This is a genomic window from Pseudomonas sp. 58 R 12 (assembly GCF_900005865.1).
Classification (GTDB): domain Bacteria; phylum Pseudomonadota; class Gammaproteobacteria; order Pseudomonadales; family Pseudomonadaceae; genus Aquipseudomonas; species Aquipseudomonas tritici.
On record NZ_CVTP01000006.1, the window covers coordinates 1 to 23333 of the forward strand.

The 23333-nt window shown below is 58.1% G+C and carries 13 protein-coding genes; 9 read left to right on the forward strand and 4 right to left on the reverse strand.

The features are described 5' to 3' along the window. The 3 genes from BFP95_RS02300 to aceK form a co-directional block, all read right to left on the reverse strand. Positions 1 to 797 (reverse strand): IS110 family transposase (locus BFP95_RS02300; protein ID WP_065909028.1); only part of this gene is annotated, 797 nt, incomplete at its 3' end. A gap of 328 nt (positions 798 to 1125) precedes the next feature. Continuing rightward, on the reverse strand, positions 1126 to 5037 hold the full coding sequence (hrpA, locus tag BFP95_RS02305) for an ATP-dependent RNA helicase HrpA (protein WP_065873827.1): 3912 nt from the start codon (positions 5035 to 5037) through the stop codon (positions 1126 to 1128). 1239 nt (positions 5038 to 6276) lie between these two features. Next, positions 6277 to 7977, reverse strand: a complete 1701-nt coding sequence (gene aceK, locus BFP95_RS02310) for a bifunctional isocitrate dehydrogenase kinase/phosphatase (RefSeq protein ID WP_065909182.1) — start codon at positions 7975 to 7977, stop codon at positions 6277 to 6279. A gap of 404 nt (positions 7978 to 8381) precedes the next feature. Between aceK and BFP95_RS02315 the strand changes: the two genes are divergently transcribed. Both BFP95_RS02315 and BFP95_RS02320 read left to right on the forward strand, forming a co-directional pair. Beyond that, positions 8382 to 9992, forward strand: a complete 1611-nt coding sequence (locus BFP95_RS02315) for a methyl-accepting chemotaxis protein (protein ID WP_371914446.1) — start codon at positions 8382 to 8384, stop codon at positions 9990 to 9992. Between the two features lie 51 nt (positions 9993 to 10043). After that, positions 10044 to 10928, forward strand: coding sequence for a DMT family transporter (locus BFP95_RS02320; RefSeq protein ID WP_065909184.1), 885 nt, complete (start codon positions 10044 to 10046; stop codon positions 10926 to 10928). Between the two features lie 30 nt (positions 10929 to 10958). Here BFP95_RS02320 and BFP95_RS02325 read toward each other — a convergent pair whose 3' ends face one another. Beyond that, a complete protein-coding gene (locus tag BFP95_RS02325) occupies positions 10959 to 11819 on the reverse strand; it encodes a DMT family transporter (RefSeq protein WP_065873831.1) in 861 nt (286 codons plus the stop codon). A gap of 430 nt (positions 11820 to 12249) precedes the next feature. Here BFP95_RS02325 and BFP95_RS02330 point away from each other — a divergent pair, with 430 nt between their 5' ends. From BFP95_RS02330 to BFP95_RS02360, 7 genes are all read left to right on the forward strand, one after another. Continuing rightward, a complete protein-coding gene (locus BFP95_RS02330) occupies positions 12250 to 13041 on the forward strand; it encodes a CPBP family intramembrane glutamic endopeptidase (protein WP_065881219.1) in 792 nt (263 codons plus the stop codon). A gap of 262 nt (positions 13042 to 13303) precedes the next feature. After that, entirely contained in the window at positions 13304 to 14455 is a 1152-nt protein-coding gene (gene wecB / locus BFP95_RS02335; RefSeq protein ID WP_065889781.1) for a non-hydrolyzing UDP-N-acetylglucosamine 2-epimerase, read from the forward strand. Beyond that, entirely contained in the window at positions 14452 to 15714 is a 1263-nt protein-coding gene (wecC, locus tag BFP95_RS02340) for a UDP-N-acetyl-D-mannosamine dehydrogenase (protein ID WP_065889783.1), read from the forward strand. The genes wecB and wecC overlap by 4 nt, the downstream gene beginning before the upstream one ends. A gap of 44 nt (positions 15715 to 15758) precedes the next feature. Continuing rightward, positions 15759 to 20081: a methyltransferase domain-containing protein gene (locus BFP95_RS02345; RefSeq protein WP_256534085.1), complete on the forward strand. Its 4323-nt coding sequence runs from the start codon at positions 15759 to 15761 to the stop codon at positions 20079 to 20081. Further along, a complete protein-coding gene (locus BFP95_RS02350; RefSeq protein WP_139114525.1) occupies positions 20071 to 20829 on the forward strand; it encodes a hypothetical protein in 759 nt (252 codons plus the stop codon). Before BFP95_RS02345 ends, BFP95_RS02350 begins: the two co-directional genes overlap by 11 nt. 29 nt (positions 20830 to 20858) lie before the next feature. Then, the gene (locus tag BFP95_RS02355) at positions 20859 to 22070 is read left to right on the forward strand and encodes a glycosyltransferase family 4 protein (RefSeq protein WP_139114526.1); all 1212 of its coding nucleotides are present in this window, start codon (positions 20859 to 20861) and stop codon (positions 22068 to 22070) included. Next, a complete protein-coding gene (locus BFP95_RS02360; RefSeq protein ID WP_083213937.1) occupies positions 22067 to 23254 on the forward strand; it encodes a glycosyltransferase family 4 protein in 1188 nt (395 codons plus the stop codon). Before BFP95_RS02355 ends, BFP95_RS02360 begins: the two co-directional genes overlap by 4 nt. Positions 23255 to 23333 lie beyond the last annotated feature (79 nt).

Genomic DNA, 23333 nt, shown 5'->3' on the forward strand with positions numbered 1-23333 from the left:
AACTCAGGCTGAAACCGGATCACTGACCAACAGGCCATATACAGTGAGCGCCTCGCGGCGAACCTGCCGCCGCTGATATGACGCTTGCCTTTGTGCTTGCCGCTATCGTCGTTGTAGGGCGCAGTGCCGCTCAATGCTGCAATCTGATGTCTACCCACCTCGCCTAGCTCCGGAAGATAGGACATCAAGCTGGCCGCTGTAACAAGTCCTATGCCTTTGACTGAGCACAGAAGGGCTACTTTTTTACGATCCAGACGTTCTGTACTTTGGCGGATCAGGCTTTCCAGCTCCTTCAGCACTTTTTGCAAATAGTCGATATGACTCTGCAGCGCAGGCTTGACCACGTCAGAGGAGGCCGTTTTAAGCCGCCGTTTGTCGTCATCTCTTTGCTGAACAAAGTGCTCTCGCTGTTGGACTAGGGCGCGCAAATCATCCTGCTCGGCGCTGGTAACCCGGCTATCGGGCGATTTGATGACCGCTGCGAACTGCGCAAGAAGGCGTGCATCTATCGGATCGGTTTTGGCTTGTTGCCCCATAGCCCGGGCAAAGCTTTTGGCTCGGCAAGGGTTGATCCGTATGACTTCAAAGCCCGCAGCTTGAAGCGCTTTCATGACTTTGCGCTCGTAACCGCCAGTGGCCTCCAGCAACACTCGACCCACGCGATGCAGGGTTAGCCATCCAATTAACCCAGGAAAATCACTCTGCGAATTGGAACAACTCATCGCTACATCCAGTTGATCAACCCGAATCTCGAGGCTACCGCTGGAGACATCAATACCTGCTGGATAGGAAAACATAGCCAAATCCTCTTACACTCAAGGTGAGAGCGCTCTGGCTTGGCCCACGCTTGTAACTGTTCGAGGTGGGCTCGTTCAACTGTTCGGGCTCAATGACCAGAGTGGAGAGGTGAGTGACAGCATGGGCTCCCACACGTGCTTTAAGCACTTCGGGCATTCAGCTTGTCACTCACCGCTCTCACCTTCAGTTTAAGCCTGGTTCAAGACACAAGCGGGCTTGCTCGCGAAGGCGGTGTGTCAGTCACAGATGTATCAACTGAAACACCGCCTTCGCGAGCAAGCCCGCTCCCACACTGGACCTGCGTCGTCCTTGAAACCGGGAACGATCTCAGGCCTCCACCAAGCTCCACTGTTTACTCAGGCGCTTGTCGGAAATCGGCACTTTGGTGCCCAATTGCTGGCCAAACAACGACACCCGATACTCCTCCAACCACCAGCGATACAGCTCCAACTGGGGATCGCGCTTGCCTTCCTGGGCGTGCTTTTTCAGGCGGTTTTCGTAGTGCGTCCACAAGCCTCCCAGCTCGCCGCTCCATACCCGATCCTTTTGTACTTGGCTGGGCAGTTTCTCCAGGCGCAGCTCGATAGCCTTGAGGTAACGCGGTAGTTCCTTGAACCACTGCGCCGGGGTTTCCCGCACGAAACCGGGGTACACCAGGCTGCTCAACTGCTGCTTGATGTCATTTAGGGCCACGGCCTGGGCCAGGTCGATCTTGCCTTTGAAGCGCTTCTGCAAGCCATGCCAGAGTTTCAGCACCTCGAGGGTCAAGCGCGCCAGGCGTTCGGCGTGTTCAGTCCAGCTGCCACGCTTGCGCTCAGCCAAGGCAGCCAAACCGGCACCGTCACGCGGCAGGCTGGCTTCGCCTTCAAGTACGCAGGTGTCGAGGCTGGCCAGCAGAATGTCTTCCACCAGCGCGTCGATACGCCCCAATTCGCGGTACATCAGCCCCAGTTCGGTCAGGCCAGGCAACTTGCCGCGCAGGAACTTGGCCGGTTCCGCCAGTTGCTGCATCAGCAGACGCTGCAATGCGCGGCGATGCTGGAATTCAGCCTCGGCCGCCGTCGAGAAGCGCCCCTCCTTGACCGTGCCGTTTTCTTCCACCAGCGCCGGATACACCGTCATCGACAGCCCGGCAATCTTCTGTTGAGTTTTTTCCGCCACCGCCGCAAACACCTTGGCCTCCACCGGCTGCTGGCTTTTCGCGGTTTGCGGCACGGCCAACGCTGCCTGGCTGGCCTCGGCAAAGCGCGCCGTCAGTTCAGCCAGGTCGCGGCCTTCGCCGAGGAACTTGCCCTGGCCGTCGACCACTTCAAGGTTCATCTTCAGGTGGTTTTCCACCTGCTGTGACGCTTCGGCCCAGGCTTCATCGCTGACCCGCGCGCCGGTCATGCGCAGCAGCTCGCGGCCCAACGCCTGAGGCAACGAGCCCTGGCCGAATTCGATGCGTTGCAAAGCGGCCTTGACGAAGTCCGGCACTGGCACAAAGTTTTTGCGCAGCGCCTTGGGCAGGTTGCGCACCAGGGCGATGCACTTGGCCTCGATCACCCCCGGCACCAGCCATTCCAGACGCTCCGGCGGCAAGGCCGGCAACAGCGGTGCCGGCACGCGCAGGGTCACGCCGTCGCGCGGGTGATTGGGTTCGAAGTGGTAACTCAACGCCAGTTCCAGGTCGCCCAAGTGCAGGGTGTCCGGATAATGCGCGGCGGTGACTTCACTGGCCTCGCGGGCCAGCACGTCTTCTTCGCGCATGATCAGCAGTTGCGGGTCTTTCTGGCTGTTGACCTTGTACCAGCTGTCGAAGGTCGCGGTCTGGTGGATTTCTGCGGGCAGGCGCGCATCGTAGAAAGCGTAAAGCGTTTCTTCATCGGCCAGGATGTCACGGCGGCGCGCCTTGGCTTCCAACTCGTCGAGCTGTTCCAGCAATTGCTGATTGGCCGTCAGGCACTTGGCCCGCGATTGAATCTCGCCACGCACCAGGCCTTCGCGGATAAACAGCTCGCGCGACACCACTGGGTCGATCGGCCCGTAATGCACCGGGCGCCGCCCGACCACAATCAGCCCGAACAACGTGATCTGCTCAAAGGCCACGACTTGCCCGCGCTTCTTCTCCCAATGGGGCTCAAAGTGGTTTTTCTTGATCAAGTGCCCGGCCAGCGGCTCGATCCAGTCGGCATCGATCTTGGCGACCATGCGCGCATACAGCTTGGTGGTTTCCACCAGTTCGGCGGTCATCAGCCATTGCGGGCGCTTCTTGCCGATGCCCGACGACGGGTGAATCCAGAAGCGTCGCTGGCGTGCGCCGAGGTAATCGCCGTCTTCGGTTTTCTGGCCGATCTGGCTGAGCAAGCCGGACAACACCGCCTTGTGCAGCTTTGGAAAGTCCGCCGGCTCTTTGTTGAGGGTCAACTGCATATCGCGGCAGATCAGGCTCAACTGCCGGTGGGAATCGCGCCACTCGCGCAGGCGCAGGTAGTTGAGGAAGTTCTTGCGGCACCAGTTGCGCAGCGGGCTGGCGGTCAATTCCTGGCGCTGTTCTTCAAAGCCGCGCCACAAATTGACCAAACCAGCGAAGTCCGAGTCCGGATCTTTCCACTGCGCATGGGCCTGGTCGGCGGCTTGCTGACGTTCGGGCGGACGCTCGCGCGGGTCCTGGATCGACATAGCACTGGCGACGATCAGCACTTCCTGCAAGCTGCCGAGTTTGGCCGCTTCCAGCAGCATGCGGCCCATGCGCGGGTCCACCGGCAGGCGCGCCAGTTGGCGACCCAACGGCGTGAGCTGGCTGTTACGGTCGACCGCCGAGAGCTCTTGCAGCAGGTTGAAACCGTCGCTGATGGCCTTGCCGTCCGGCGGCTCGATAAACGGGAAGTCGGTGATTTCGCCGAGGCGCAGGTGCAGCATCTGCAAGATCACGGCAGCGAGGTTGGTGCGCAGGATTTCCGGGTCGGTAAATTCCGGGCGGCCGATAAAGTCTTCTTCGCTGAACAAGCGAATGCAGATCCCCGGCTCGACCCGGCCACAGCGGCCTTTACGCTGGTTGGCGCTGGCCTGGGAAATCGCCTCGATCGGCAGGCGCTGCACCTTGGCGCGATAGCTGTAGCGGCTGATACGCGCGGTGCCGCTGTCGATCACATAACGGATGCCCGGCACAGTCAGCGAGGTTTCCGCAACGTTGGTCGCCAACACCACGCGCCGGCCCGGATGGGACTGGAAGATGCGCTGCTGTTCGGCCGGTGACAGGCGCGCGTACAGCGGCAGGATTTCGGTGTGCTTGAGCTGGGCTTTGCGCAACATGTCGGCGGCGTCGCGAATCTCGCGCTCACCCGGTAGAAACACCAGCACGTCGCCGGGGCTACGCCGTTCGCTGCGCTCATAAGCGGCGATCTCATCGAGGGTGGCGAGGATCGCCTGGTCAACCGTCAAGTCGTCTTCGACGCGGTTGCCCTCCTCGTCCTGCTCCAGGGTCAACGGGCGATACCACGTGTCCACCGGGAAGGTGCGGCCCGACACCTCGACAATCGGTGCACCGTCAAAGTGTTTGGAAAAACGCTCCAGATCGATGGTCGCCGAGGTGATGATCACCTTCAGGTCCGGGCGACGCGGCAGCAGGGTTTTCAGGTAGCCCAGCAGGAAGTCGATGTTGAGGCTGCGCTCGTGGGCTTCGTCGACGATGATCGTGTCGTAGCGTTCCAGATAGCGGTCGTTCTGGGTTTCCGCCAGCAGGATGCCGTCGGTCATCAGCTTGATCAGGGTGTTCGAATCGCTCTGGTCTTCGAACCGAACTTGATAGCCGACCAGCGCGCCCAGCGGCGTAGCCAGTTCTTCGGCCACCCGGCTGGCAACGCTGCGCGCAGCGATCCGGCGTGGCTGGGTGTGGCCGATCAGGCCGAACTGGCCCCGACCGATTTCGAGGCAGATTTTCGGCAGCTGGGTGGTCTTACCCGAACCGGTCTCACCGGCAATGATCAGCACCTGATGCTTGTTCAACGCCGCCTTGATTTCATCGCGCTTGGCGGCAATCGGCAGGCTGTCGTCGTAGCGAATCACCGGCAGGCTGGCACGCCGCGCCGTGACCTGGGCGCAGGACGCCTGCATCCGCGCAACCCACTGCGCCAGCTTTTCCTCGTCGGGTTTCTTGCGCAGCTCAAGCAACTGCCGCCGCAAGCGGTTGCGGTCGGCAAGCATGGCGTGATCGAGGGTTTTGAGCAGTTGGTCGATAGTCGGCGCTTGGTCAGTCATCAGGGCGGCAAGGGTCTTTTGGGTAAGGCAGGCGAGACCTGCACAGCATTAATCGATTGAGTGGGAGGGATTGTCGCAGATTTCGACCGACCGGGAGACGTTCCATCACGTGGCGATGGTCTTTAGTGCCAGCCCAATAGCGACTTTTACTACACAGCTGTGGAGGCTCTTCTCACTGTTAAAAAGCGAAAGTCCGATTTGATGGATGAGATATGCAGGCTTCAATAAGTCTCCAGATACACCTCGCAAATTAGACCGCTCAACCCTGAAAACGGAGCTTTATATGCCAATCGATTCCGTCACGTCGCGCTTGCCAAGCTATGAAAAATCCATGCGAGCAAAACCGCGTTCGGCGGATACGCAGCCACCGCCCCGCTATGAGTTCCCTCCGGCCTACACGGAAAAGCCGTCCTCACCCCCCCAACAGCCAAGTCTCGTCGGAGCAGCCAACCAACCTGAGGGCGAATATAATTTCGAACTACCCCGTTACAAGCCAAGCAGTACGAGGAATGAGTTTTATGAGCGGTCTATAACTCACAGAAGCAGCGATATCAGAGCTTTCTTACGAGAGAACGTTGAAAAAATCCCGCGCGCTTTTGAGATAAAGTTCATGTGCTCATGAAGACCTCCAAATCAGAGTGAGCGCTCCACTTATTAATTACCAAAATGGTTAGTCGGAGTATTTATGCCTATAGATCGTATGTCTTCTTCTCGTGTCGGGGGCTATGGACATTCATTTGCGGAAAGCACCAACGCACCCCCGAATACACGTCACAAGGTGCATCGGCCCCCTCTTCCAGCTCATGGAAAACACTTGAGACTTTAAAAAAGCTCCCCACGGACTTCCCTACGTCCATCGTGAGTCAAAGTTCCCTTGATAGACCTATAGGCTTATTACAGCGAAAAATAGAATTGGAGGGCAAGGGCGGTTCGACCAAGAATGTCGACCAAGCCTATAAGGATTCGATAAACAATCTGTATCAGGAAACTTCGAAAGCCCAGAGTAAGGCCCCAGACGAGAAAGACAGGAACCGCCTGACCAACTGGAGTGATCAAATACTACAAACTAATCAATACACGCCGTTTTTGACAAAATAGCAAATAAGCCTTACCGAAAATACACCACCTGTAAATACCTCCCACCTCAAACTACTGACACTTTCATAAGTGTCAGTAGTTTAACGGCACGTTCTAAAGATTACTAAGTCGCGATCATTAAGCTGTTCAAGACACTCCTCCTCACCTGCGCCGGTAAGGAAACACATCAATGACCTTGCCGGCGCGAATCGCTTCCTGCAGCCCTTTCCAGTAGTCCGCGTTGTACAACTCGCCATGCAGCTCATCAAACAGCTTGCGCTGGCCGGCGTCGGCGAACAGGAACGGTGGGAATTCTTCGGGGAATACATCCAGCGGGCCGATGGAGTACCAGGGCTCGGAGGCCATTTCATCCTCGGGCGTACGCGGTGCGGGGATGTGGCGGAAGTTGGCCTCGGTGAGAAAGCAGATTTCGTCGTAGTCGTAGAACACCACACGGCCGTGGCGGGTGACGCCGAAGTTTTTCAGCAGCATGTCGCCGGGGAAGATATTCGCCGCCGCCAGTTGCTTGATGGCCAGGCCGTAGTCCTCCAGGGCTTCGCGCACTTGGGCGGGGTTGGCATTCTCGAGGTAAAGGTTGAGCGGGGTCATGCGCCGTTCGGTCCAGCAGTGGCGGATCAGCACGGTGTCGCCTTCTACTTCAACGGTGCCGGCGGCGACTTCCAACAGCTCGGCCAGGCACTCGGGTTCGAATTTGCTCAGGGGGAAGCGGAAGTCGGCGAACTCCTGGGTATCGGCCATGCGCCCGACGCGGTCGACACTTTTAACCAGGCGATACTTTTCGATCACCGTGGCGCGGTTGACGTTTTTCGACGGTGAAAAGCGGTCCTTGATGATTTTGAACACGGTGTTGAAGCCCGGCAGAGTAAACACGCTCATGACCATGCCGCGCACACCGGGGGCCATGATGAATTGATCGTCGGTGGTCGCCAGGTGGTTGATCAGGGCACGGTAGAACTCTGACTTGCCGTGCTTGTAAAAACCGATGGAGGTGTACAGCTCGGCGATGTGCTTGCCCGGCAGGATGCGCTTGAGAAAACCGATGAATTCCGCCGGCACCGGCACATCGACCATGAAGTAGGAACGGGTGAACGAGAAGATGATCGACACATCGGCTTCGTCGGTGATCAGCGCATCGATCTGGATGCCCTGGCCTTCGCGGTGCAGCAGCGGGATCACCAGGGGCCATTGTTCATCGCGGGTGTAGATACGCCCGACGAGGTAGGCGCCTTTATTGCGGTAGAGCACCGAGGAAAACAGCTCGAGCTTGAGGTCCGGGTCCTTGCATACCCAGTCCGGCAGGTTTTCCCGCAGCTGGGCTTCAAGGCGGCTCAGGTCGGCGGCGAGGTCGGCGTAGGGTTCGCTGAAGCGGTAGTCGGCAAAGATCTGCGTGAGCATTTCCGGGATCTTACCGGCGGGCGTGTAGGTGCGCGTCTGCGCGGCCCTTGCCCGGCGCAGGCTGGGCCGGGTGGTGTGGATAAACATGCAGCCGTCGCTGATCAGGTCGTGACTGAACAGGCCGCAGAAGATCGAGTTGTACCAGGTCTCGGAAAGCTCATCGTCAAAACGCAGGTCGATCAGGCCAATGTAGGCGCTTTTCACCACGGGCCACACATTAATGTCGAGTAAGGCGGCCGCATCGAAGCGCTCGCGCAGGCGTGCGGTCACTTCACTGACCTTGTCTTCATAAAGGTTGATCCGCGCCGCCGACGCTGCCTGCCCCTGCTGCCACTGGGCCTTTTCAAAGCGCTCGCGGGCGCCATCGGTGATCTGGCGGAAGTGCTCGCGGTAATCGTCGAAGCCATCGAGGATCATCTGAGCGACAGCGAGGACGGACTGCGACATGCGGGAAACCTCTATGGGCATCTGGAAGCCCTGAGCTTAGCCAGTGTACGAGTGCAGGAGAAGGGTCATTTTTTGGACTGCCTTGTACAACTTCGTTCATTTCGTACATTTATTTTCAATTCTTTAATTCGACCACTCGGTCAATAAACGCACCGTTTAGTCCCTCTGCGTTTTCTCTGCACGCTTGAAACGGCGGGCCTTGTCAGCCTGAGCCTGCGACATCGCTTTGCGCACTGGTCTGGTTGAGCCACCAAGGGCATTGGTTCCAGCTAAGGGAAACCCTGATTACCACAGTGATAGCACTTTGATATACAGCGCGCCCTCTCCCACCCTAACAAGGTCCTAAGACCGATCCGGGAGCAGGTTCTAATCGCCCAAGGAGCACTGAGATGTCATTGAGGAACATGAAGATCGGTCTGCGTGCCAGTCTGAGTTTTGCGGTTTTGGCCAGCTTGCTGGTGATCGTCGGGATGTTTGGCTTGGGCCAGATGGCCAAGCTGCGGCAAAGCGCACTGATCATTGAAGAATCGTGGATGCCGAGCATCGAGAATATCCACGACAGCGCGGCCATTGTCGCCAGTATCCGCCTGGAGGCCTTGCGTCTGGCGACTACTGACGAATCGCGGATCCGCGACAATAGCAAAGTCCAGATCACCCGCCAGCGCGTCGAACTGCAAACCCTGCTCGACCATCATAAAACCCTGCTCAGCGGCGACGAGGAAGGCGAGTTGCTCAAGCAGCTCGACGTTAACGTACACGCCTACCTGAGCCTAGTCGGGCAGATCATTGCCCTGGTGGACAAGGATCAGCAACAAGAAGCCATCGACCTGCTCAACAGCCGCCTCGCGCCACAGGGCGTGGTCCTCAACAAGAGTCTGGAGGACATGATCAGCTTCAACCAGAACGGCGTGGAAGCCGCAGCGGACGCCGCCGCGCAGACGTATTCCAGCGCGCAGTGGATTGTCGGCTTGATCATCGTGTTCGCGCTCGTCGCCACCTTGCTGCTGGCCTGGTTGCTGACGCGCAGCATCATCGCCCCGCTCGGCCAGGCACTGATCGTGGCACGCACCATCGCCAGCGGCGACTTGAGCCAGCCGATCGCCGTCAGCGGTAACGACGAACCGGCTCAATTGCTCACCGCCCTCGCCACCATGCAGTTGCAATTGCAGGGCACTATCCGCGGCATCAGCGAATCGGCGCAACAGCTGGCGTCGGCTGCCGAAGAGATGAGTTCGGTGATGGAACAAAGCACCCGTGGCCTGCAGGCGCAGAACGATGAGATCGAACAGGCCGCCACCGCCGTGACTGAAATGAGCGCCGCCGTGGACGAAGTGGCAGGCAATGCCGTGTCCAGCGCCGAGGCGTCCCAGGCCTCGGACGAGGACAGCAAGCACGGCCACTACCAGATCAGCCAAACCATCAGCTCGATCCAGAACCTGGTGGACGAAGTGCTCGGCGCCTCGAACAAGGCCGAAGGCCTGGCGGTGCAGGCGCAGGACATCAGCAAAGTGCTGGAAGTGATCCGTGGCATCGCCGCGCAAACCAACCTGCTGGCACTCAACGCCGCCATTGAGGCGGCGCGTGCAGGCGAAGCCGGGCGTGGTTTTGCGGTAGTCGCCGACGAAGTGCGCTCCCTGGCGCAACGCACCCAGGACTCCACCGAAGAAATCGAACAGATGATCACCGGTATCCAGCAAGGCACCCAGGACACCGTCGAAGCCCTGAACAGCAGCGCCGAGCACGCCGGCCAAACCTTGCAACGGGCCAACAGCGCTGGCAGCGCCTTGGAGAAAATCACCGCGGCCATCTCGCAGATCAGCCAGCGCAACCTGGTGATCGCCAGCGCGGCCGAGCAACAGGCGCTGGTGGCACGTGATGTGGATCGCAGCCTGGTGAATATTCGCGACCTGTCCACCCAGACCGCCGCTGGCGCCACTCAAACTTCGGCGGCCAGCCAGGAACTGTCGCGTTTAGCGGTGGACCTGAATGGGATGGTGACGCGGTTTGTTCTGTAATCATTAGAAATGTCATGCAACACTCGCCGCCTATTTATGTGGGAGTGATCCGTGAGACCTGTCGACACCCTTTATCTGCTGGGGCTCGCCGCCATCTGGGGCGCGAGTTTCCTGTTCATGCGCATTATCGCGCCGGAAATCGGCACGGTGCCGACTGCGTTTTTCCGCGTGTCGATTGCCGCCGCCGGGTTGCTGGCGATCCTGGCGATGATGCGGGTGAGCTGGGATTTCCAGGGCAAGTTCAAGACCGTTTTGCTATTGGGGGTGATCAACTCCGGAATTCCGGCAACCATGTATTCGGTGGCGGCCCAGGTGCTGCCGGCGGGTTACTCGGCGATCTTCAATGCCACCACGCCGTTGATGGGCGTGCTGATTGGCGGGCTGTTTTTCAGCGAACGCCTGACGCCGTCGAAAGTCGCTGGGGTGTGCCTCGGCTTGTTGGGCGTGGGTGTGCTGACCCGCGCGGGGCCGGTGGCGTTTGACTTGGAGCTATTGATGGGCGCACTGGCCTGTCTGCTGGCAACCACCTGTTACGGCTTTGCCGGGTTCCTGGCACGGCGCTGGCTGGATCAGCGCGGCGGCTTGGACAGTCGCCTGTCGGCCCTGGGCAGCATGCTTGGCGCGACCTTGTTTCTGCTGCCGTTCTTCCCCTACAGCGCGATCAGCCAGCCTCCAGCGAGTTGGGGTGGTTGGCAGGTGTGGTTGTCGCTACTGGGATTGGGGCTGGTGTGCACGGCGTTTGCCTACATCCTGTACTTCCGCCTGCTGACGTCCATTGGGCCGGTGAGGTCGATGACCGTGACCTTCATGATCCCGCCGTTCGGCGTACTGTGGGGGGCGTTGCTGCTGGATGAGCCATTGTCCATGGCGCACCTGTATGGCGGGGTGTTGATTGCGGGCGCGTTGTGGTTGGTGTTGCGGCCGAAAAAACTGTGAGCGAAGCCGTTCGCTCACAGTTTGATTGGATCAGTTTTTACGGAAGACAAACATCAACCCGATGATGATCAACCCCATCCCCAACAGGCTCAGCACAGCGAGCGTGTTGCCAAAGATCAGGTAGTCCATCACCGCCGTCACCGCCGGCACCAGGTAAAACAGACTGGTGACATTCACCAGGTTGCCCCGGGCGATCAGGCGGTACAGCAACAGCGTTGCCAGCACCGACACCACCAGCGCCATCCACAACACCGGCAGGTAGAAACCGCTGTTATGCTCGAAGTGGAACGGCTGGAACGGCACCACCACCGAACACAGCAATAGCCCCGCCAGGTACTGCACCGGCAGCGTGCCCAAGGGGTTGTCGGTGATACGCTTTTGCATGATCGAGCCGAAGGTCATGCTTGCCAGGGCCAACAGCCCGAACAGCACGCCGGCCAGGGACATACCAGACAACCCGATGCCCTGGTAGACCACCATGATCAGCCCCGCCAACCCTAGCCCCAGGCCGAACAGCCGGCGCCACGAGCGCTGACGTTCCATCAGCACCACCGTCAGGATCGGCTGCACGCCCATGATGGTTGCCATCATGCCGGGAGTGACTTTCAGGTCCAGGGCCAACAGATAAAAAATCTGGTAGGCCCCCAGCAACACCAGGCCGGTAGCCGCCGCATACGCCATGGGTTTGCCGGGGCGTGGCAATTTCAGCGTGAGGATCGGCACCAGAATCACCAACCCCGCCAGGGCAATGGCAAAGCGGATCAACAGAAACGCGAAGGGTGAAGCATGGGCCAGGCCCAATTTGGAGAAGATCGCCCCGCTGCTCCACAGCAAGACAAACAGGCTCGTCGAGGCCGCTGCGGCCACGGATTGTTTCGAAAAAACAGACATGGATACCACCTGTCATCAGGCAAAAAAAGCCGATTCAGCAGTTGCTGAAACTCAGTAGGTTTTTTTCAGGCGGGCAGACGGGAACAGCAATCAGCTGATCAGCTGATCAGCCCGAAAGGCCAACACCCGGCGGTGATACGACTGCGTACACCGGCGTGCGACTGACAGGTGGGGGGTAGTGGCTGATCTGCGCAGGCTGCTGGTTCCCGCACGGCACGACTGCAGCGTTGGACGCTGAATCGACTACCGCTATGCGCTGGAAAGCTGGCATGGGCTGATCTTGTGTGAAGGGATGAAGAGGCCCGGACTATAACCAGTCGTTACCCGGGTTGGCAATCACTTCACCCACGCGCAGTGCGTGGAGGCGTTTTCATGCAGGCCTTGGCGGACCGGTCGCTATAATGCGCCCAGATTTTTCCAAGGACTTCCCATGCTCGCATTGCCCTGGCTGTACCTGGCGCTTCTTTCTATCGGCTACCTATTGGCCTTGATCTACGGGCAACTGGGGGTGCTGGCGGGTGTGTCCGTCGCCCTGCTGCTGATCGCCGGCTATGCCGTACGCCAGCAACGCACACCTTGGGCGCGCTACCTGGGCCACGGGCTGTTTATTGTATTGGCCCTGGGCCTGGCGATGCACTGGCTGCCGGGTTTCTACAACGGGCGTGGTATTGCCCCACAACGTTTCACCGCCGACGCCGTGCCCTTCTCGATGTACCTGAACCAGGACAAACCGCTGATTGGCTTCTGGCTGTTGCTGGCCTGCCCCTGGATCGTGGCGCGGCGCTCGCTGCGCCTGTCGATCTGCGTGACCGCCCTGGCCCTGACCCTCACCGCCATCGCCGCCTTGGGCACTGCCACCTTGCTCGGAGTGATCAGTTGGGCGCCGAAATGGCCGGAACCGGCCTGGCTCTGGGTGCTCAATAACCTGCTGTTAGTGACCCTGGTAGAAGAAGCCCTGTTCCGTGGCTATGTCCAGGGCGGCTTGAGCCAGCGCTTCAAACATCTGCCTTACGGCGAAAACCTCGCACTGCTGCTGGCCTCGCTGCTGTTTGGCCTGGTGCATGCCGGCGCAGGCTGGCACTGGGTGCTGCTGGCCAGCATTGCCGGGGTGGGATATGGCCTGGCTTATCGCTTCGGCGGCCTGGGCGCGGCGATAGCCACGCACTTTGGTTTGAATCTGCTTCACTTTGGGTTGTTTACCTACCCGATGCTGGCAGGCTGACTCGACCCGCTTTACGTGACACAAAGGCCGCCTCAGGGCGGCTTTTGAGTTTTCACAAGACCGGTAACATGCCGTAACTAGCCGAACGGTCAGTAGTCGGCCACGCCCCCTTGAGGCAAAATCAACTCTTCTTTTCGTACCCAACCCAATCCGCACAACCCAGTTACCACGTGCTCAAAAGCCTGGCACTGCGTTGAAGGCAGCTGTGCACCCGCGTTTCAGGCTCAGCGTTTATTCATCCGCTAAACAAGAAGCCATCCCCATGCCTCTCAAGACACTGTGCATATTCGGCACTCGCCCCGAAGCCATCAAAATGGCACCGATGGTTATCAACCTCGCGAACGACGATCGTTTCCACTCGAAAGTGTGTGTCACAGCGCAACACCGCGAGATGTTGGACCAAGTGCTTGAACTGTTTGGACTGGTGCCTGACTACGACCTGAACATCATGACCGTCGATCAGAGCCTGACCCATGTAACCACCGCGATCATTCAAGGGCTGCAATCGGTACTGGAAGACTTCAAACCGGATGTGATCCTTGTGCATGGCGATACGGCGACCACTTTTGCGGCAAGCCTGGCGGCTTATTACCAGCAAATCCCCGTCGCGCATATCGAAGCCGGGCTGCGTACACACAACCTTTACTCACCCTGGCCAGAGGAAGGCAACCGACGCCTCACGGGCAGCCTCGCATCGATGCATTTTGCGCCCACTCAAACCTCCCGGCAGAACCTGCTGAATGAGGGCGTCCTCGCCGAGCGCATTCATGTCACGGGCAACACTGTGATCGATGCGCTGCTCAGTGTTGTCGAGAAACTGCGCTCTGCTACATCGCCACTGCGCAGCCGACTTGACCAGCAATTTTCCTTCCTGCCCCCAGGTCAGCGCATGGTCCTGGTGACGGGGCATCGCCGAGAAAACCTTGGCGACGGTCTTGAGCGTATATGCGAGGCGTTGGCAGAAACCGCCGCGAGCTTCCCAACCGTGGCCTTTGTTTACCCTGTGCACCTGAACCCCAATGTGCAAGAACCCGTACAACGCCGGCTGGCTGGCATCAAGAATGTGCATCTGATCGGGCCACAGGACTACCTGCCGTTTGTCTACTTGATGACCCGCGCGTACGTGATTCTCACGGATTCGGGCGGTATCCAGGAGGAAGCGCCTGCGCTCGGCAAGCCGGTGCTGGTAACACGCGACACAACTGAACGTCCCGAAGCCGTCGACGCCGGGACGGTCCGGCTGGTGGGCACCGAGATCGCGACTATTACCCATCACCTTAAAGAGTTGCTCAGCAATGAAGCCGTCTATCGAGCGATGAGCAACGCCCACAACCCCTACGGTGACGGCAACGCTTGCGGACGCATCCGCGAAGTTCTTATCGCAACCTGGCGCGAAAACGAGGTGGCGGCATGAGCCTTCCAACGTTATGCGTCGTGGGCCTGGGTTACATCGGCCTGCCCACCGCTGCGCTGTTTTCCTCACCTCAACGGCAGGTCATTGGCGTCGACATCAACCAGCACGTTGTGGACCTCGTCAATCTTGGCCAAGTGCATATCGTCGAGCCAGCGCTGGACCCGTTGGTCCACTCAGCGGTCAGCCAAGGCTATCTGCGTGCGACAACCCAGCCAGAACCAGCGGACGCCTTCTTGATTGCCGTGCCGACGCCATTCCTGGAAAACCGTGAGCCAGACCTGAGCTGTATCAAAGCGGCCAGCCGCGCCATTGCTCCTGTGCTGAAAAAGAACGACCTCGTGATCCTGGAGTCGACATCTCCGGTCGGCACCACCGAACTGATGGCTCAATGGCTGGCCAATGCCCGCCCGGACCTGACCTTTCCCCCAACCCATGGGGAAGCCAGCGATATCCGTATCGCTCACTGCCCGGAACGTGTGCTGCCGGGTCATATCTTGCGAGAACTGGTCTCCAATGACCGAATCATCGGCGGCATGACCCCTGCCTGCTCCAGCGCAGCAGTACGGCTGTATAAACAGTGTGTTGAAGGCCAGTGCATTGTCACCGGCACACGCACCGCCGAGATGTGCAAGCTGACCGAAAACAGTTTTCGCGACGTCAATATCGCCTTCGCCAACGAACTCTCGATGATCTGCGCGCAGTTGGAGATAGACCCATGGGAGCTGATACGCCTGGCGAACCACCATCCACGCGTAAATATCCTGCAGCCAGGGTCTGGCGTCGGCGGGCACTGTATTGCGGTCGATCCTTGGTTCATCGTCAGTAAAACGCCCGAACTGGCGCGGTTAATCCACACTGCGCGCCGGGTCAACGACAGCAAGCCACAATGGGTTATCCAACAGGTCAAGCTGGCGGTGGCGAATCTTCTATTCAAGCACCCGGGGCTTAGCGCGCACGACGTGCGAATTGCCTGCTATGGCTTGGCGTTCAAGGCAGACATCGATGACCTGCGCGAAAGCCCCGCACTTGGCATCGCCCGGCAGTTGGCCAAGGAATTGGGGGTTACGTTGCTGCTGGTCGAGCCGAACATTCATACGCTTCCCGCCGATCTGCGCAGCCATACATTGACCGATACGGCCTGTGCCTGGGACACCGCGCATATCCATGTGTTGTTGGTCGGGCATCGCGAGTTCAGGTCACTGCCTGCGCAACACACCCACGAGGTGGTGATTGATGCTGCCGGCGTATTGGCGAACTGACGATGAATGCCCCACGGCCACTGGCCGATACCCACGATCGCGTCATGGAAGCCTACTACGGCAAGCTGGGTGAGCACTTCATGCAGGAGACGCGCGCGCGGATCCATTGGATCTGCGCCCAGATCATCGGCAAGACAGTCCTCGACGTAGGCTGCTCTCAGGGCATCATTCCTGTATTGCTCGCCCGTGAAGGGCATGTGGTCACGGGCGTGGACAGCAGCCCCCAGGCAATCAAACAGGCCGGCGACTATCTGCGGGCGGAACCCGACCACGTGCAGCAGAATATTTGTTACTTGAACGCAGACTTTCTGTCGCTGGATACCGAGCGTGTCGAACCTGACAGCATCGTGATCAGTGAAGTGCTTGAACACCTCATCCACCCCGCCACCTTCGTCGAGAAAGCAGCGTCGATGCTCAAACCGCATGGCCGATTGATCATCACCGTGCCATTCGGGGTGAATGATTTTATCGATCACAAGCACACGTTCTACCTGCTGGAGCCGTTTCGGTTATTGAGTTCGCACCTGCACGTCGTCCGGATTGAAATACTGGGCAAGTGGGTGGGAATGGTCGCCATCAAAGCCGAGCCGGGGAAGAGCTCACTGGAGCTTGACCACATCCGCCAGCTCGAAACTGCGTTCGAGTCAGTCGAGCGAAGCCTGCTTCGCCAGCTAGCCGCCAGTCGCCAACACTGGGAGCAGGCGAATCAGAAATACCGTGGAACCACTGAACACATTGACCTACTCAAGAACAAGCTTAGGCTCTGTACCCAGCAAATGGAGGCCCTGACCGCCAGCCTGCAACGCGCGGATGCCAGATGCCATCTGCTGGAAAATCGCTTGATCAAGACGCGGGCCAGCACGACCTATCAGTTGGGTTATCAACTGCGTATGGCGGCGGGCTCGCTGCGCGAGTGCCTGCGTTTGCCAGTGGCGTTATTCAAGCTGTACCAGCACGCCTGCGCGCGTCGCAATGGCCAAGCACCCACGTCATTCGCAGACCGTGACGCTCTCCCAACAACGTCATCTGACACCGCCGTTTTCCTTGCAACACCGGCCCCCACGCCATTGCCGGATGCAGCCTATGTGCGCAGCCAACTGATGCTCGCCCCTCATGACACGGCCAAGCCCTTCAGAATTGCCTGCGTGCTGGACACCTTTTCCCATGAGGCATACCGGTATGAAAGCGAGCTGTTGCAACTGACGCCAGAGCAGGGCCTGGCCGAGCTGCGAGCATTTAAACCGGACCTGCTGTTCATCGAATCCGCATGGCGCGGCAAGGAGGACCGCTGGCAGAACAAGATCGCCCAGAACAGCGTAGAACTGCGCGGGATCTTGCACTGGTGCCGGGAACACAAAGTGCCAACAGTGTTCTGGAACAAAGAAGACCCGGTGCACTTTGAGACGTTCCTGGGTACCGCCAAGCAGTTTGACCTGGTGTTCACCACGGATATCGACTGTATTCAACGCTATAAAAGCGCGTTGGGGCATGAGCGTGTCTACCTGCTGCCCTTCGCCTGCCAACCGGCCATACACAATCCGCTCGAACTGTATGAACGCAAGGATGCGTTCTGCTTCGCCGGCGCCTACTACACCCGATACACCGAGCGGACCCGCGATCTGGAACACTTTATCAACGACCTGCCTGGCTTCCGTCCCCTGGAGATCTACGATCGTAACTTCGGTACCACAGAGCCCAACTATCAGTTTCCAATCCGGTATCGGGGCCACATTGCTGGCACGTTGAACGCGGCGCAAATGGACCTGGCTTATAAGGGCTACCGCTATGCGATGAATCTCAACTCGATCAAACAGTCGCAATCCATGTTCGCCCGCCGCATCTATGAATTACTGGGGTCCAACACCCTCACCGTCAGCAACTTTTCTCGCGGCCTGCGTGTACTGATGGGTGATCTGGTCATTTGCAGCGACAGCAGTCAGGAAGTATTACGTCGCCTCAACACTCCCGGTGAGCACGCCAGGCAGCGGTTGGCCGGCCTGCGCAAGGTGATGCAGGAACACACCTATGCCCATCGTTTGCGCTATGTGACGAGCAAAATCACAGGTCGCGTGGATGACGTGCCTCTGCCGACCATTTGCCTCGTCGCCGAGGCGCTCAATGACGTTCAGCTGCAGGCACTCAAGGAGCATCTGCAACGCCAGCGCTACCCCCACGTCAATCTGCATGTCGTGGTGAACGATTCGACAACAAGGCAGCCCGCCAGCGTGGATTCCCGCTTACACCTGATTGGGCGCAGCCAGCTGGATAACCTTACCCTGGTCGACTTGGCAAATGGCGCAGAGTGGTGTGGCGTGATGATTGCGGCTGACTACTACGGCCCTCACTACCTGCTCGACCTGGCCTTGGCCACGCGTTACAGCAAGGCGCATGTGATCGGCAAGATGGCTCATCATGCCGCGGACAAACAAGGCGTACACCTGATAAACCCGGGTCAGGAATACCGCTGCACGCTCGGTATAGCCGCACGCCGAGCCATGATCAGGACGGTGGCAGTGGCGCAACAGCGCGCCCGTGATTGGCTGGAAAGCCTGTCAAGTCTCACCTACACGCACCCTGATTCCCTCGCGATTGACGCTTTCAACTACTGCGAAAACGCCGCAGGCAGCGATCTACAGCATGTTATCAACGTGGTGAACGACCTTGATTTGAATACCGGTATCAGCCTCGATCAGCTTCAGCGCAGCAGTGAAGCCATCCCGCCACTGAACGCAAGTAGCTCCGGCCCGCAGACCAGCGGCGAGGGCCTGGCAAAACTGTTCGGACCACTGCGCAGTAAGCATTTGCAAGCCCAGGTCGAAGGCAACACCTGGCATATCCACTCCTCTCTCGCAGACGGAAAACACGAATACCACTACGCCAGGCAGACCTTGAGTGTTGCGCAACTAGAGGGGACCGAAGGCACATTGAGATTGATGCTCGATGCCACGCCGGGCCTGAACCTGCAACTGGTTGTACTGTTTCTGGATGCGCAGGCCCAACGGATCAGCCATGTCATGCAACTGGCTAATCGGAGTCAGGCCTGGGATGTACCGCCAGAGACGGCTTCCTTGCGTCTAGGCCTGCGCGTCTACGGCAATGGCAGTTCGACGATCAAGACGCTGGTTCAAGGCCATTTCGACATTCAACCCTCTACCGTCCTCGCGAAGGCTAAGCATCTGCTGCTCACCAACCACTACCCGGCCTATGGCGACCTGTATCGAAATGGTTTTATTCATACCCGTGTCTCGGCCTATCAGGAGCAGGGCCTGCCCATAGACGTCTTTCGGTTGCGACCCAACGAACCGATCAGTTATCACGAATTTGACAATGTTGACGTAGTGACCGGGCCTGGAAGCGCCTTGAAGAACATGCTTGACGCCGGACACTACACATCGGTGCTGGTGCACTTTCTGGACCTGCAGATGTGGGAAATAGTGCGCCCCTACCTGCCTCGCCTTCGAGTGATTGTCTGGGTGCACGGCGCGGAGATCCAACCCTGGTGGCGTCGGGCTTACAACTACGGCGATCAAGCGCAGTTGCAACTGGGCAAGCTCGACAGCGAAAGACGCATGGCATTCTGGCGCAGCGTGCTGCAACCCATGCCACCCAATCTGCAAGTGGTATTCGTGTCGCGGCAGTTCGCCGAGGAAGCAATGGAAGACCTAGGGTTCCGGTTGCCTCATAACCAACACCGAATCATCCACAACCCCATTGATACCCGACTGTTTTCTCACGCGGAGAAAGCGCTTGAACAGCGCAAAAAGATCCTGTCGATCCGCCCCTATGTATCACGCACTTACGCCAATGATCTGAGCGTCAAAGCCATTCAACTGCTGGAGACAAAGCCTTGGTTCAACGAGCTTGAGTTCCTGATGGTGGGCGATGGGCCGTTGTTTGAAGAAACCCTTGCACCGCTGCGCAAGTACCCGAACGTCCGGATCGAAAAAGGTTACTTGAAACAATCCCAGATCGCCGACCTGCATAAACACTACGGCGTATTTCTGTGCCCCAGCCGAATGGACACTCAAGGCGTTTCTCGCGATGAAGCGATGGCCTCAGGCCTGGTCCCTATTACCAATCGGGTCGGAGCAATCCCCGAGTTTGTTGATGACGCCTGCGGTTTTTTAGCTGATCCCGAGAGTTTTACCGGGATCAGCGACGCGATAGAAACGCTGTTTTTAAACCCGGGAATGTTCAAGGAAAAGTCCTTGAACGCCAGACAACGAGTGCTGATGCAAAGCGATGTGCAATTGATCACCGCATCAGAACTAAGCCTTATACGAGAACCCCACGGTGAGCCGAGAAATCAGGGCCTTGCACCACAGTATCCTGTCGACACTCATCTGGTGCGTACACTTGGGCCGTAACTTCATGAACATCGCTCCACGCGCAATGTTGATGGCTCATGCTGCGCATTTTTGCGCACAGATGTTGTTGATAACGACCCATTTCCTGCCGATCAAGATTGTCATTCTGCTCGGCTCAGAGACGGTTCCAGCCTATTTGCCGCCGGTGCTGAAAGACCTTAATAAAATCACCCTGATCATCGGGTTAGGCCTGTTGACGGTCATCCTCTACGTTTTTTACCTAGGGGCCGGTTTTATGGCGTCCCGTTACTCAAGAAACGGCGCACGCGCTCTGATAAAACGCTGCGCAGAACCAACACTGCTCAAAACCCAATTACCCCTGGCTGCCAAAGCGTTTTCCAGATTCACACGGGGCTTATCCGATGCCGTGTTTGCCCTGACCGTTTTCATGGCATTGCTCTACCTTTACCCGTCACTCCTGGCCGTCAGCCTTATCTATTATGCAACCGCAGCGGCTGTGCTGATTGGTTTGAACAACCGTAGTCACCGCGTGCACTCGATGCTGTCCCGCCACCCTCTCACAGTAGCCGACACATTCCATGCCACCGGTTTCCTGGTGACATTCGCCTTCATCATTGTCGACTTTCTTTATCTGACGCCTCCCCACCTTTACATCGCGCTTATAGCGCTGATTCTCCTGCGTCAAAGCTTCAGCCGGTTGAAGGTCCTCACACAGGACGTTCTTTACCTGAGCAGTCACTCGCTGAACATCAATCGGATGTTTCTTGCCACCAACCCGATTCACTGAACACCCGCGAAATCAACAGGAATTCCCCCGTGCCCCCTATCGCCATGATCGTCTGGAATGAGTTCCGCAATGACGCCCGCGTATTGAAACAAGCCCGGACACTCCAAGCGGCTGGTTATCAAGTGACAGTGTTCGCATTGCATACACCAGGCGTAACGCAGCGCCAGGAAGTACTGGCGGAAGGCATCCGTGTGATACGCGTGGCACGCAGCCTGAGATGGCGACCCGCAAGTGCTGGATCTTGCGATTCAACCGGCTCACCGCCAACAGAACAGTCGATGCCGCTGCCACGCATCCTTTCACGACTTTGGGTGCATGCAGGGCTAATGGTGCGGATCACTCTGCATCGCGCCGCAGTTGTGCATGCCCATGATGTTAATACGCTGCCCACTGCATGGCTGGCCGCCCGGCTCAGCAGAGCGAGACTGGTGTACGACGCCCATGAAGTCAGTACCAGCCGCGAGGGGTATGCGCGCTTTCGCAAGTGGGTTGCCTGTATCGAAAAAGCCTTGATGCCCAGGGCTGAGGGCACCATTACCACCACACAAAGCAGGGCTAAGTTCTTTGCCAGGGCCTACGGGATAACCCGTCCGCTGGTGCTGCAAAATCGTCCGTGCCTGATCGCCAGCCCACCGAGCCAGAGGATTCGCCATGAGCTGGGTTTGAAACAGCCCTGGCCCATCGTTCTCTATCAGGGCGGCCTTCAACAGGGGCGCGGCCTGGAGCGTTTGTTACGCGTCGCAGTCACATTGCAATGCGCTTACTTCGTACTGATCGGGGGCGGCAGGCTTACGACCCCCCTGAAGATGTTGAGCGAGGAGCTTGGCTTGACAGAGCGAGTGCACTTTATTCCGACTGTTTCATTAGCGGATTTGCCCAGCTATACCGCGTCAGCCGATATCGGTGTGCAGCCTATAGAAAATACCTGCCTGAACCACTTCACCACCGACTCCAATAAGCTGTTCGAATACATCATCGCCGGGCTGCCCGTGGTCGCGACGGAGTTTCCGGAGATTCGCAAAATTGTCCGGTCCCACGCTGTGGGGGTGTTGGTGGCGGCAGGCTCGGATCAATCACTGCACCGGGAATTACAGCGGTTGATCGATGAACCGTTGTTACGTCAGACACTGGCCCAAAACGCAAAAAATGCCGCCTCGTCTCTAAGTTGGGAGCAGCAAGAAAGCAAATTGCTAACACTGTATGAACGCGTACTGACGGGCAAGACTGAGATGTGCATATGACAGTGCGTATTCTTTTATTGAGCTATTACTTTCCGCCCGACCTGTCGGCCTTTCGCGTCGAGGCGCTGGTCAATGGCTTGCTCACCCACGGTAACGATGAGATAGCGATCGACGTGCTGACCACTCAGCCGAACCGCTACCCATCTTATAAGCTCTCCTGGGATCGCACCGCACATCAGCCAAGGCTGTCCATCACCCGCATAGACCTGCCCACGCACGGATTCAGCGTTTGGGGCCAGGCCTTGGGGTTTGCCAACTATGCCTGCGGCGTACTTCGAGCGGTAAAAGGCAAGCAGTACGACGTGATTGTCGCGACTTCTTCCCGGCTGATGACGGCCGCACTGGGCGCCGCTATTGCGCGCCAAAAAAAGGCACCGTTCTATCTGGATATCCGAGATATCTTTGTCGACGTACTGCCTGAACTTTTCCCTGGCGTCCTGGGCAAACTCCTGGCGCAAGTATTTTCCCGCTTTGAAAAATTCACCCTTGATCGCGCAACGCGGGTAAACCTGATATCACCCGGGTTTCTGAGTTACTTCTCGGCTCGTTATCCACACAAACGCTTTTCAACTTTCACCCACGGTGTGGACGATCTCTTTCTTGAAACCCCGTTCTATCCAGACACGCCTAACGAACCAACACGCCCACTGAAGATTGTCTACGCTGGCAATATCGGCGTCGGCCAAGGCTTGGATAAAATACTGCCATCACTGGCCGAACGGCTCGCGAACACAGCTTGTTTCTACGTGATTGGCGATGGCAGTACGATGAAAAAACTGCGCGAAACGCTGATCAAGGGACATGTAAAGAATGTCGAGCTTATTCCGCCCATGCCCCGACACGAACTGATTCATTACTATCAGCAAGCCGATGTGCTTTTTTTGCACCTCAATGACTTCAAGGCATTCTTGAAAGTCATTCCCTCCAAACTGTTTGAATATGCCGCTACCGGAAAGCCAATACTCGCGGGACTGGAGGGTTATTCAAAAGCGTTCACACTCAATCATATTCCCAATGCTTGCGTGTTTGCCCCCGGCAACGCGGACGCGGCGGTTGCCGCACTTGCCCGCCTTAGGCTCAGTGCGACTGACCGCGAGGCATTTTTAAGAGCGTATTCCCGAAGCACAATCCAGCAGCGCATGGCGTTCGACATTCTCGAGACCGCAAAACTTAAAGAACAGTGACGCGAGGCGTTGGTCGGTTGATTGTTGCAAAATTAAGTTAAATAAAAGCGTTTTCCGGCCGACAACCCTTGAAAGCCTT